The organism is Cupriavidus basilensis, from assembly GCF_029335485.1.
GTDB classification, from domain to species: Bacteria; Pseudomonadota; Gammaproteobacteria; order Burkholderiales; family Burkholderiaceae; genus Cupriavidus; species Cupriavidus basilensis_E.
Map to the genome: position 1 here is coordinate 1 of NZ_JARJLM010000160.1, position 12090 is coordinate 12090.

Genomic DNA, 12090 nt, shown 5'->3' on the forward strand with positions numbered 1-12090 from the left:
CCACCTGGTTCAGACGCCGCGGCTCAGGCCCAGGAAGTGACGTGCGTAGCGCGGGTTCATGTCGTTCACCCGCAGCAGCGTGAGGAAGTCCGCCACATTGAAGTCAGGATCCCATGCCGGCATGCCGCAGATGCGAGCGCCCAGCCGCAGGTAGCCCTTGATCAGCGCGGGCGGCTCGACATCCAGCGTCTGGTTGAGTTCGTCGATCGGCAAGGCCAGGCGAGGGAACGCATGGTATTCGATCGGTGCCAGGGCGCGTTCGGCGAAGACCCGGTAAAGGCTGGCCGCGTAGTGGCCGCCATCGCTCATCGGCACGCTCGCGCAGCCCAGCATCGACTCGATGCCCCAGCGCTGCAGGTACTCGCCCAGGCCGCCCCACAGCGCCATGATCACGCTGCCCGAGCGGTAGTCGCGGTGCACGCAGGAGCGGCCCAGTTCGACCATCTTGGGTTTGAGGTGGGCCAGGCGGACCAGGTCGAATTCCGATTCGGCGTAGAGGCAGCCGATACGCTTGGCCTGGTGCGGCGCCATCACGCGGTAGGTCCCGACCACTTTGAGCGTGGCCATCTCGCGCACGATGAGGTGGTCGCAATAGGCATCGAACATGTCGACGTCGAGTCCGGGCGTCGACGAGTTCAGCCGCGCGCCCATTTCTTCGGCAAAGACCTTGTAGCGCAGGCGCTGCGCCTCGACTATTTCATCCTGGTGGCGCGCCCACGCCACGCTGAAAGCAGGCTGTTCATTCGCTTGTGCATGTGCCTGTGCAGGTGGCTGGCGATGAAGACGCCTCCGCGCCGAATGGCCGGAGCCATTGGGCAAGGAATCGAACAATGGCTGGGTGGGCGTCGGTAGCTCTCGCATCAGTATGTCCTTTCGGTGACGAAACTGTTGCGGTCGAATGTAGATAGAGCAGGTGACAGTGCCGTGAAGCCGCCGTGACGGTTCGATGACGGCGGCCAGCAAGCACGGGCCGCATGGCGCGGCCAGTGGCGCTTGCTGCGCATTCGATGGTGCGGGGCCCGGTCGAGCCGGATCAGACCCCGGCTCGGAACACTAGAGAAATTCGGGGTTGATGACGGCGCGCAGCACCACCTGCGACTCGCTTTCGCGCGTACGCCCCGAGAGCCACCAGATGCCGCTCTTGCGCACGCTCCAGTTCATTTCCGAGCCTGCCAGCAGCAGGCTGGCAAGGCGCCCAAGCCACGGCTGATGCCCGACCAGCACGGTGTACTCCGTGCCCTGCGGCCAGTCGATGGCGGCAAGCACCGAGCTGACGTCGGCGCCTGGGGCGAGGTCGGGCAATATCTCGGCATTCTCCCGCAAGGCCGCGGCAGTTTCGCGCGTACGCAACGCGGGACTGCAGACGAGGCGCGCGCCGGCCGGGAGATGGGCACGCAACCACGCGGCGGAGACATCTGCCTGCTTGTGGCCGCGTCTCGTCAGCGGGCGTTGCAGATCGGCATTGCGGCTGAGGCCGAGGGCGCCGGGCAGTTCCTCGGCTTCGGCGTGGCGCCACAGTATCAGGTTCATGGCTACGGGGGGGCTGGTGCGGTAGGGGTTGGGACGGATTGAGTATGGCGATGCCCTCGTGTGCTTGCAACAAGGGCAAACACCCGGCGAACGGTGCGGGAGCATGGCTGGCTTGAATGACGCGCATGTGACGAGCCAATCGTGCGGGCCATTGCCGGTGTGGACGGGGAGGGGCGTACGCAGGCAATACGGCGGGCGCGGGGGGCAATCCGCGCAGCCCTCGTGCGGCCGCTGGATGAAGCGCGCGTCCGGGGTTTCCGGCGTGGCATCGCCGAAACATCCGCCCGCGCCTTCTCGCCGGTGCTTCCGGTGAACGCCGGCAAGATGTTTCCAGGGGCTGGACCGCCGCTATGCGGTGCCCTGGGAGTGCGGCTGGCGCGACGCTCGCCGGTCAAGGCGAGCGTGCAGGAAGATCAGGCTTTGTGGCGGAAGTTGATGCGGCCCTTGGTCAGATCATAGGGCGACATTTCCAGCGTCACGCGGTCGCCGGCCAAAATGCGGATGCGGTGCTTCTGCATCTTGCCCGAAGCATAGGCCCAGATTTCCACGCCGTTTTCCAGCGTCACGCGATAACGGTTGTCAGGCAGGGCTTCCGAGACAACGCCGCCAAACTCAATCAGTTCTTCCTTAGCCAATCTTCTTCCTTTACGGCAGCCATGGGCTGCATGAATTTAGGTGAATCCGGTGATGCGGGCACCGGCATGCTGCCTGCGTGCTCGCGAGGTCCGGGTGCCAGCAGTGACAAGCGCCGGCTTGCTTGGTTGCGCCATGGAGTTGCGGGAGGCAAGCTGACCCGGACCGGCATGGCAATTAGCGCATGCAAAGTGGTCCACGTTAGGGAATCGCCAGGGGGCGCGTCAGTGCCCGGCCGATTGCCTTGCCGGTTGCGGCCCAAGCTAATGCGGCCGTGCTACCGTGATAGGCGCGGGGCAATGGAGCGGGCAGATGTTCCCGGTGGCTTGCCGATATTGCCGCGACGTGATTTATTCGCGGCGCTTCGGCAAGGGCGCCCGGTTACAGGGCATGCTGCATACACCCCGGGCTAACGCGCGATTATACCATGGTAGAGTCAACGGGACGTGCTGCCAGCAGGACGTAATCCCGGGTATTGGCATGGGGTTGCCGCAGCGCGATGGAAGGGGCGGATGACCTGCCAAAAAGCGCGGAAACCATGGGGAGCCGCAGGATGGCGGGATAACGATAGGCAACAAATCGACCGGCAACAAAAAAAGGCTTAGACCTGACGGTCTAAGCCTTTGATCGCATTGCTTAATACTGGTCGGGGCGACATGATTCGAACATGCGACCCTCTGATCCCAAATCAGATGCGCTACCAGGCTGCGCTACGCCCCGAAGCTGCGGATTGTAGCCCGGCCGAGGCCCCAGGGTCAAATTTTACTTTGGCACCCGGCAAGGCGGCCGCCGGGCAATGCGGGAAAGAGGGGAAACGGATCGTCAAGGTTCGCTTGACTTGATTGCGGGCGCTGACATAATCCGCAATCTTCAATGGCCACCCCCGGCGCCCGGTCAGGCGCGATGGGGAAGCGTATGGCCTGTGGGTTGCGGCGCCAGGCAGGAATACAAGAGCGCTCTTGCCACGATTGCGAGGCCCAGCCCTGGTCCGTCGGGCACGGGAAGACGGATGGATGTTCAAAAGAAAAAAATGGCGAAACCCCGGTTCCGTGCGGAGTCCGGGGTGCAAGGCGGCTTGCTGGACCGCTGCCTGCCAGGTTGGACGGGGAAAATCATGTTTCAGTCGCAGCTTAGTGTGCTGGTCGCAGGTCTTTTCGGACTGCAGATGGCGGTGGTGTTCGCCATCTTGCAGCGCACGCCGGGCATGGGCCGGGCCGGCTTGCGTTCCTGGGCGGCCGGCGAGGTGCTGGTGGCCGCCGCCGCCGGCTCGCTCGCGGCGCGGGAGAGCCTGCCGGACGGGCTTTCGCTCAATCTGGCTGGCTTGCTCATGACGGCGGCCCTGTCCCTGATGGTGTATGGAACCCGCCGCTTCTTCGGCAGGCGCGGCGGCGCGGGCATGCTCTGCCTGCTGAACGCGGTGGTGCTGGGCGGTACGGCTTACCTGGACTGGGCGGGAGCGCCGGCGGGGAGCCAGGTGCTGGTTTTCGCGCTGGCAAGGATCTACCTGCCGCTTGCCCTGCTGCGTATCGTTGCGCCGCAAGTGCCGGCCACGCGCGGCACCGGCCGGCTGGCGGCATTGTCGCTCGGGCTGATCGCGCTGGCCTGCGCCGCCACGGGGGCCTGGCAGGCTGCCGGCCTGACCGTGGCGCCCATCCACCTGGCCACGCAGGTCCCGCAGGAGGCTTTTACCATCCTGCACGCCTTCGGTATTGTCAGCCTGTCAGTCAGCTTTGCGCTGATGGCTCACGACAGCGTGCGCCGTCGTCTTGAGCACCGCGCCAGCTATGACGACCTCACCGATGTGCTATCGCGCGGCGCATACTGGGCTGCGCTGGAAGCTGCCTGCAAGCAGGCGGAACGGCAGAAACGCCTGCTGACCGTGGCCTTCATCGATCTCGATCACTTCAAGGCGATCAACGATCTCTATGGTCATCTGGCTGGAGACAGCGTGTTGCGCCATTTCAGCGGGCTGCTGCGCAAGTCGGTGCGCGCGGGCGATATTGTCGGCCGCATCGGCGGGGAGGAGTTTGCCATCGCCATGCCGAACACCACACTCGAGCAGGGCAGGGCGATCGGCATGCGCCTCAATACACTGGTGCGCACCACGGCCTGCCCGTCCGAGCCGGATGCGATTCCGTACACGGTCAGCATCGGCATGGCCGAGCGCCTGCCGGGAGAAGGGGCGGACGCGCTGATGCGGCGCGCGGACGATGCGCTCTACGATGCCAAGAACATGGGGCGCAACTGCGTCTCCACGCAACCCGTCGACCGGCTTGCCGACATGACGAGACCGGTGCGCATGCACGTTTCGCGGGCTTCCTGACGGCTTCGCGCCGAAAGCCGCGCGCCAGAAGGTGGAAGCGGGCAGCGGCTCTGAGGTAGAATGTCGCGCTTCGCGTCGGTGGCCTCCAGGCCAGCGATCTGCGGCAGTCTTCTCCATCCGCCCTTAGCTCAGTTGGATAGAGCACTCGCCTTCTAAGCGAGCGGTCACACGTTCGAATCGTGTAGGGCGGACCATCTTTTCTCCCGTATTCTCCCACTTCCTTCGCGGCACCCGCCCTGCCCGGCTGCGTGCGCATGGCCGTGGTCGCTGGCGAGCTCGCTGCGCACGCCTGCACGGAAATGGCGAACGTTCAGCCATGGCCCCCCGGTCCGGATTAACATTTCGGGGTTGCGCCGCGGTCTTGGCCCCGGCATTCCTTTCATGGCTCCCTCTCCATGGCGAATCTCCCCAAAGACGGTGCTGGAAAAGTGCGGTTCTGGCTGGCCGGCGGCGCATGCCTGCTGCTGCTGGCCGCGGCTGCCCGCCATGCCTTGTTCCTGGCTGTCGAGCGCGATGCCTTCGAGCCCAAGCCGGCCGGAGCGGCGGATGCCGCGACGCCCGACCGCCTCGGCGCCCCGTCGCGCCAGTTCGCCTTCGCCAGTGGCGAACGCATGCTGCGCGCCTCTTGCGTCCCGGCGCCGGGGGCCAACGCGCCTGCCGTGCTGATCTATCACGGCGATGAGGAGAACCTGTCCGACTGGGCCAGCGCGCAAGCGCTGCTGTACCGCAACGGGATCGCCTCCTGCGTGTTCGACTACAGCGGATACGGTGTCAGCGATGGCAAGCCTGGTGTTCGCCGGCTGCGTGAAGACGCGATGGCGGCCTACCAGCAGTTCCTCCTGGCCACGCCGCGGGCGGCCCGCCGCTATGCGATGGGATTCTCGCTCGGCTCCGGCGTGTTGCTGGACGTACTTCCCGCCCTGCGTCCGGCGCCGGACGGCCTGGTTATCGCCGCCGGCTTCACATCGGCACGCGAGGCGGCGGTGGTGACCGGGCGAGTGCCGGCATGGCTTGCCCGGCTGCTGCCGGACCCGTGGGACAACGAAGCGCAATTGAGCAAATCGCGGTTGCCGCTGCTGCTGGTGCACAGCCGCGCGGACGAGGTGATTCCCTTCGCGCATGCCGAGCGGCTGGAGCGCGCCGCAGGCGGGCCGAAGCGGCTGGTGGCGCTGGCGGCGCTGCCGCACGATGCCGCCATCGAGCCGGAGCGGCAGGACGCTTTCTGGGCGCCGATCCTGGCGTATCTGCGCACCGGCCATCTGGACGGCCCCGGAGCCAGGTAAGCCGTACCGGCGGCATTGCGCAGGCACAAAAAAGGGGCGCCGGCCAAGGCCGGGCGCCCCTCTTTGGCGTTGGCTGCCCGGGCAGGCGGCCAGCGCCGGTGCAGCGATGACGCTTATTCTTCCGACGGCAGGCTTGCGCCCACGGTATTGAAGCCGGCGTCGACATAGGTGATCTCGCCGGTCACGCCGCTGGCCAGGTCGGACAGCAGGAAAGCGGCAACGTTGCCGACTTCGTCGATGGTCACATTGCGGCGCAGCGGTGCCGCCTCTTCGATGTGGCCCAGCAGCTTGCCAAAGCCCTTGATGCCGGACGCGGCCAGGGTCTTGATCGGGCCCGCCGAGATGCCGTTGGCACGGATGCCGCGCGGGCCCACCGAGGCTGCCAGGTATCGCACGCTGGCTTCCAGCGAGGCCTTGGCCAGGCCCATGGTGTTGTAGTTCGGGACCACGCGCTCGGCGCCGAGATAAGTCAGCGTCAGCAGCGAGGCCTTGTCCGACAGCAGGGGCAGGGCGGCCTTGGCGAGCGCCGGGAAGCTGTAGGCGGAAATGTCGTGCGCCACGCGGAAGGCTTCACGCGAGAGGCCTTCCAGGAAGTCGCCGGCGATCGCCTCGCGCGGCGCGAAGCCGATGGAGTGCACCAGGCCGTCGAGCTTGTCCCAGCTCTGGCCCAGCGCGGCGAAGGTGGCGGCGATCTGCTCGTCGTTGCCAACGTCGCACTCGAATACCAGGCTGCTGCCGAATTCCTTGGCAAAGTCGTTGATGCGGTCCTTGAAACGCTCGCCGACGTAGGTGAAGGCGAGCTCGGCGCCCTCGCGTTTGCAAGCCGACGCGATGCCATAGGCAATCGAGCGGTTGGACAGCAAGCCGGTGATCAGGATCCGCTTACCTGCCAGAAATCCCATAAGTTCTCCAATGATGTTCGGGGTGGACGGGCACGTTTCGTGCGGAGGCGTCCGGGTTGCGGCGCGCGCCGCGTGGAGGCCGCCTTGCAGCAGGCTGACGGCCGGCAAATTTGCGGCGCCGCGTACTGGAATGTCCGGATGGCTGGATGCCATCCGATCCCATGTAAAATTGTCTCATAACTTGACCGCGCCGCCGACGGCCGCGGACTGTCCGATTCAGGTGGAGGACCCCAACCGGATGCATATTCGCGCACGTAGACCGCTTCAGGCGGCATGGCAGCGCTTCCGCAGCTTTGCGGCGCTGGGCTGTGGACTGGCAGCCCTGTGTGTCGCGGGTTTTCCCTTGTCGGCCGACGCGGCCCACGGTTTTGCCCAGTACGGCGGGCTCAAATACCCCGTCGACTTCACCCATTTCGACTACGTCAACCCGGATGCGCCGCGTGGCGGGACCCTGACGCTCGCCAATCCCGATCGCCGCACCAGCTTCGATAAATTCAATCCGTTTACGCTCAAGGGTACCTCCGCCCCGGGCGTGAATGCGCTGATGTTCGAGTCGCTGCTGATCGCGAGCGCCGACGAGACCGCCAGCGCCTATGGCTTGCTTGCCGACGACGTCACCGTGGCGCCGGACGAATTGTCGGTCACCTTCCATCTCCGGCCGAAGGCACGCTTCAGCAATGGCGACCCGGTGCTGGCCAGCGACGTCAAGTATTCGTACGATATGCTGATGAGCAAGGCCTCCAGCCCGGGCTACCGCAGCATGTGCACCGACGTGAAGGCGGTCACCGTGGTGGATCCGCTCACGGTGCGCTTCGATTTCAAGCAGCGCAACATCGAGCTGCCGCTGATCGTGGGTTCGCTGCCCGTCTTTTCGAAGAAGTGGACGGCCACGGTGCCGTTCGAGAAGCTGACCTTCGAGGCGCCCGTGGCCAGCGGGCCCTACCTGATCGAGCGCTACGATGCCGGGCGCGGCATCAGCTTCAAGCGCAATCCGGCCTATTGGGGCGATGACCTGGCGGTGCGGCGAGGCACCTTCAACTTCGATCACGTGGTCTACCGCCTGTACAAGGACGAGACTGCCAAGCTCGAGGCCTTCAAGGCGGGCGAGTTCGACGCCATCGTGGAGTACAAGGCCAAGAGCTGGGCCAAGAGCTATGAAGGCAAGCGCTTCACCAGCGGCGACCTGTTCAAGACCGATTTCCCGCATCGCAATGGCGCCGGCATGCAGGGCTTCGTGATGAATATGCGCAAGCCGATGTTCAAGGATGTGCGGGTGCGGCAAGCCCTGATCCTGGCGCTGGACTTCGAATGGCTCAACCGCCAGTTGTTCTATGGGGCGTATCGCCGCCTCGACAGCTGGTTCTCCAATAGCGAACTGGCGGCCAGCGCGACCTTCGACGGGCGGCCCGGCCCGGGTGAGCTCGCCTTGCTTGAACCCTTGCGCGCGCAGCTGCAGCCCGAGGTGTTCGGGCCCATCGTGACGCAGCCCGCCACTAACCCGCCGCGCTCGCTGCGGGACAATCTGCGCGATGCGCGCAGGCTGCTGGCGCAGGCTGGATGGACCTATGAGGACGGCGCCTTGCGCAATGCCAAGGGCGAGCCTTTTGTCTTCGAGTTCCTGGACGACGGCGGCGCCATGAGCCGCGTCATCACCACCTATGTGCGCAACCTGGAAAAACTGGGTATCGAGGTGAACCAGCGCACCACCGACTTTGCGCTCTACCAGAAGCGGCTGGAGGACTTCGACTTCGATATGGTGTCGATCCGTTTCCCGGACTCGCAGAGCCCAGGGAACGAGCTGCGCGACCGCTTTAACAGCGAAGCCGCCGATACGCCCGGGTCCGACAACCTGTTCGGCCTGAAGTCGCCGGCGATCGATCATCTGGTGGACAATGTGCTGCACGCCCATACGCGTGAAGAACTCGTCAACGCCGGACGCGCACTGGACCGCGTGCTGATGCACGGCTACTACATTGTGCCGAACTGGTTCAGCGCCTCGCACCGGGTCGCGTATCGCAAGGAACTGGTTTATCCGCAGCGCCTGCCGTACTACTACACGGCCGAGGGCTGGATCCTGAGCAACTGGTGGCGCGCCGACACCAGGCCGGCCGCTCAATAAGCGCGACAAGGAAACAGGATGTTCGCCTATCTGCTCAAGCGCGTGTTGCTGATGATCCCGACCCTGCTCGGCGTTGTCACGCTCACCTTCGTGGTGATCCAGTTCGTGCCCGGCGGCCCCGTCGAGCAAATGATGATGGAGCTCAAGGGCCGGGGCGGCGGCGGGGAAGCCAGCGGCGGCGGCGCCGAGTATCGCGGCCGGCGCGGCATCGATCCGGACAAGATCAAGGAGATCCAGGCGCTCTACGGCTTCGACAAGCCGCCGGCCGAGCGCTATTTCCTGATGCTCAAGCGTTTCGCGCGTTTCGACCTGGGGGACAGCTACTATCAGCACCGCAGCGTGTGGGAACTGGTGAAGTCGAAACTGCCGGTCTCGGTGAGCCTGGGTTTATGGACCTTTTTCCTGACCTATCTGATATCGGTACCGCTCGGCATCTCCAAGGCGATCCGGGCGGGCAGCCGCTTCGACGTGGTGACCAGCATGGTAGTGCTGGTGGGCTATGCCATTCCCGGTTTCGTGCTGGGCGTGCTGTTGCTGGTGCTGTTTGGCGGCGGCACCTTCGTGCAGTGGTTTCCGCTGCGTGGCCTCACGTCGGATAACTGGGACCAGCTCTCGCTGATGGGCAAGGTGATGGACTACCTGTGGCACCTGGTGCTGCCGATCACCGCTTCGGTGGTGGGCAGCTTCGCGGTCGTCACCATGCTGACCAAGAACGCCTTTCTCGAGGAAATCCGCAAGCAGTATGTGCTGACTGCCCGCGCCAAGGGGCTGGCCGAGCGGCGCGTACTTTGGAAGCACATCTTCCGGAATGCGCTGATTCCACTTGTGACCGGCTTCCCGGCTGCCTTCATCGGGGCATTCTTCACCGGCTCCCTGCTGATCGAAACCCTGTTTTCGCTCGACGGACTTGGCCTGCTGTCCTACGAGGCGGTGCTGCGGCGGGACTATCCGGTCGTGCTGGGCACGCTCTACCTGTTCACCCTGATCGGCCTGGTGACCCGGCTGATCTCCGACGTCTGCTACGTGATGGTCGATCCGCGCATCCACTTCGAGGCGGTGCACCGATGAAAATCCGCTCGCGCACGCTGCCCAACGGCCTGCCGCATTCGCTTTCGCCACGCCAGCGTGCCTGGCAGCGCTTTCGCCGCAATCGCCTGGGCTACTGGAGCCTGATCCTGTTCGTCGCCATCTTCGTGCTCAGCCTGTGCGCCGAGGTGCTGTCGAGCGACAGGCCGCTGGTGGTCAAGTTCAAGGGCGAATGGTATTTTCCCATCGTCAAGACTTATGCCGAGAGTACTTTCGACGGGGACTTCCCCACGCCGGCGGACTATCTCGATCCCTTCATCCGCGATCGCATCACCAGCAACGGTAATTTCGCCATTTTCCCGCCCAACCGCTACTCGTACGACTCGCTCAACTATTTCTCCAAGGAGCCCAATCCGGCGCCGCCTTCGGCGGAGAACTGGCTTGGCACCGACGATCGCGGGCGGGACGTGCTGGCACGCCTGCTTTACGGTTTTCGCGTATCGGTGCTGTTCAGCCTGGCGCTGACCCTGATCGGCGTGGTGATCGGTACCCTGACGGGCGCATTGATGGGCTTCTTCGGTGGGCGCTTCGATCTGGTCTCTCAGCGCGCCATCGAGATCTGGAGTTCGATGCCCGAGTTGTACCTGCTGATCATCTTCGCCTCCATCTTCACGCCCAGCCTGGCGTTGCTGATCATCCTGCTCTCGCTGTTCGGCTGGATGGGTTTGTCGGACTACGTGCGCGCCGAGTTCTACCGCAACCGCTCGCTCGACTACGTCAAGGCTGCGCGGGCGCTGGGCTTGTCCAATGTGCAGATCATGTGGCGGCACATCCTGCCCAACAGCCTGACCCCGGTCATCACCTTCCTGCCGTTCCGCATGAGCGCCGCCATCCTGGCCCTGACCAGTCTCGATTTCCTCGGCCTCGGCGTGCCGCCGACCACGCCGAGCCTGGGCGAGCTGCTGGCGCAGGGCAAGGCCAATCTCGATGCCTGGTGGATTTCGCTGTCGACCTTTGCCGTGCTGGTGGTAACCCTGTTGCTGCTGACGTTCATGGGCGACGCGCTGCGCGACGCCTTCGATACCCGCCTGGGGCTGGCTGCGCTGCGCGGCCGCGTCGAGCCCAAGGCGCCCGAAGGTTCGCCAGCGGCAGAGGTGACGCCATGAGCGCATTGCCGGAAGTCCGCGCAAGAGATCGCGCACAGGGAGTCCATGCCGCGGTCGCTGCGGGCAGCCCGCTGATGTGCATCGACCGCTTGTCGGTCACCTTCGGCCATGGCGAGGACGCCACCCGGGCGGTGCGCGACGTCAGCTTCGACTTGCGCGCCGGCGAGCGTTTCGCGCTGGTTGGCGAATCCGGCTCGGGCAAGACCGTTACCGCGCTGGCAATGCTGCGCCTGGTCGAGGATGCGCGCTACCAGGGCGCGGTGCGCTTCGAGGGGCGCGACCTGCTCAAAGTGTCGGAGCGCGAGATGCGGGGGATTCGCGGCGCCGATATCGCCATGATCTTCCAGGAGCCGATGACCGCGCTGAACCCGCTCTACACGATCGGCAACCAGATCGTGGAGACGCTGGCGCTGCATGAGGGCCTGGACCGGCGTGCCGCGCGCGAGCGCGCCATCGCGCTGCTCGAGCGCACCGGCATCAGCGACGCGGTGCATCGTTTCGACAGCTTCCCGCATCAGCTCTCGGGCGGCCAGCGCCAGCGCGCCATGATCGCCATGGCGCTGGCCTGCCGGCCCAAGCTGTTGCTTGCCGACGAGCCCACCACCGCGCTGGACGTCACCATCCGCGTGCAGATCCTCGAACTGCTGCGTGACCTGCAGGCCGAGTTCGGCATGGCCGTCATGCTGATCACGCACGATCTCAACCTGGTGCGGGCCTTCGCCCAGCGCGTAGGGGTGATGGAGAAGGGGGTGCTGGTCGAGGTGGGCGACACTGCCACGGTCTTCGCCGCACCCCAGCATCCCTATACCCGCAAGCTGATCGACAGCCGTCCACGCCGCGAGGTCATTCCGCTGGTGCCGCTGGCGCCGGTGCTGCTGCAGGCGCGCGGGCTGTGCGTCAACTACGCGCGCAAGCGCCGCGGGCTGGCCGGATGGTTTGGCCGCGACCAGTTCGCGGCGGTCAAGGGCGTGGATTTCACGCTGCGGGAGGGCGAGACCATCGGCATCGTCGGCGAATCCGGCTCGGGCAAGACAACGCTCGCCCATGCCGTGCTGAATCTCCAGCGCCGCAGCGCCGGCGATATCCAGTTCCTGGGCCGCAGCCTGGA

Annotated in this window: 10 protein-coding genes and 2 tRNA genes; 7 read left to right on the forward strand and 5 right to left on the reverse strand. The window is 65.4% G+C overall.

Annotated elements, in window-relative coordinates; all coding sequences use genetic code 11:
• Nucleotides 1–9: 9 nt before the first annotated feature.
• From P3W85_RS09470 to P3W85_RS09485, 4 genes are all read right to left on the reverse strand, one after another.
• A complete protein-coding gene (locus P3W85_RS09470) occupies nt 10–861 on the reverse strand; it encodes a GNAT family N-acetyltransferase (RefSeq protein ID WP_276264580.1) in 852 nt (283 codons plus the stop codon).
• A gap of 192 nt (nt 862–1053) precedes the next feature.
• A complete protein-coding gene (locus tag P3W85_RS09475) occupies nt 1054–1530 on the reverse strand; it encodes a SixA phosphatase family protein (protein WP_017230248.1) in 477 nt (158 codons plus the stop codon).
• Between the two features lie 413 nt (nt 1531–1943).
• Nucleotides 1944–2165: a translation initiation factor IF-1 gene (gene infA, locus P3W85_RS09480; protein ID WP_017230249.1), complete on the reverse strand. Its 222-nt coding sequence runs from the start codon at nt 2163–2165 to the stop codon at nt 1944–1946.
• A 641-nt stretch (nt 2166–2806) separates the two neighbouring features.
• A tRNA-Pro gene (locus P3W85_RS09485) sits at nt 2807–2883 on the reverse strand.
• 394 nt (nt 2884–3277) lie between these two features.
• On the opposite strand from P3W85_RS09485, the gene P3W85_RS09490 reads away from it, so the two are divergent.
• The 3 genes from P3W85_RS09490 to P3W85_RS09500 all read left to right on the forward strand — a co-directional run bounded on the left by P3W85_RS09490 (nt 3278) and on the right by P3W85_RS09500 (nt 5769).
• A complete protein-coding gene (locus tag P3W85_RS09490) occupies nt 3278–4486 on the forward strand; it encodes a GGDEF domain-containing protein (RefSeq protein WP_276264582.1) in 1209 nt (402 codons plus the stop codon).
• A 117-nt stretch (nt 4487–4603) separates the two neighbouring features.
• Nucleotides 4604–4680, forward strand: a tRNA-Arg gene (locus P3W85_RS09495).
• A 201-nt stretch (nt 4681–4881) separates the two neighbouring features.
• Complete coding sequence (locus tag P3W85_RS09500) at nt 4882–5769, forward strand: alpha/beta hydrolase (RefSeq protein WP_276264583.1); 888 nt, start codon at nt 4882–4884, stop codon at nt 5767–5769.
• Between the two features lie 113 nt (nt 5770–5882).
• Here P3W85_RS09500 and fabI read toward each other — a convergent pair whose 3' ends face one another.
• Nucleotides 5883–6671, reverse strand: a complete 789-nt coding sequence (gene fabI, locus P3W85_RS09505) for an enoyl-ACP reductase FabI (RefSeq protein WP_276264584.1) — start codon at nt 6669–6671, stop codon at nt 5883–5885.
• 238 nt (nt 6672–6909) lie between these two features.
• Between fabI and P3W85_RS09510 the strand changes: the two genes are divergently transcribed.
• The 4 genes from P3W85_RS09510 to P3W85_RS09525 form a co-directional block, all read left to right on the forward strand.
• The gene (locus tag P3W85_RS09510; RefSeq protein ID WP_017230264.1) at nt 6910–8790 is read left to right on the forward strand and encodes an extracellular solute-binding protein; all 1881 of its coding nucleotides are present in this window, start codon (nt 6910–6912) and stop codon (nt 8788–8790) included.
• A gap of 18 nt (nt 8791–8808) precedes the next feature.
• On the forward strand, nt 8809–9858 hold the full coding sequence (locus tag P3W85_RS09515; protein WP_017230265.1) for a microcin C ABC transporter permease YejB: 1050 nt from the start codon (nt 8809–8811) through the stop codon (nt 9856–9858).
• A complete protein-coding gene (locus P3W85_RS09520) occupies nt 9855–10982 on the forward strand; it encodes an ABC transporter permease (RefSeq protein ID WP_017230266.1) in 1128 nt (375 codons plus the stop codon). The genes P3W85_RS09515 and P3W85_RS09520 overlap by 4 nt, the downstream gene beginning before the upstream one ends.
• Before the next feature lie 74 nt (nt 10983–11056).
• The coding region (locus P3W85_RS09525) for an ATP-binding cassette domain-containing protein (protein WP_276264585.1) at nt 11057–12090 on the forward strand (1034 nt) is incomplete at its 3' end.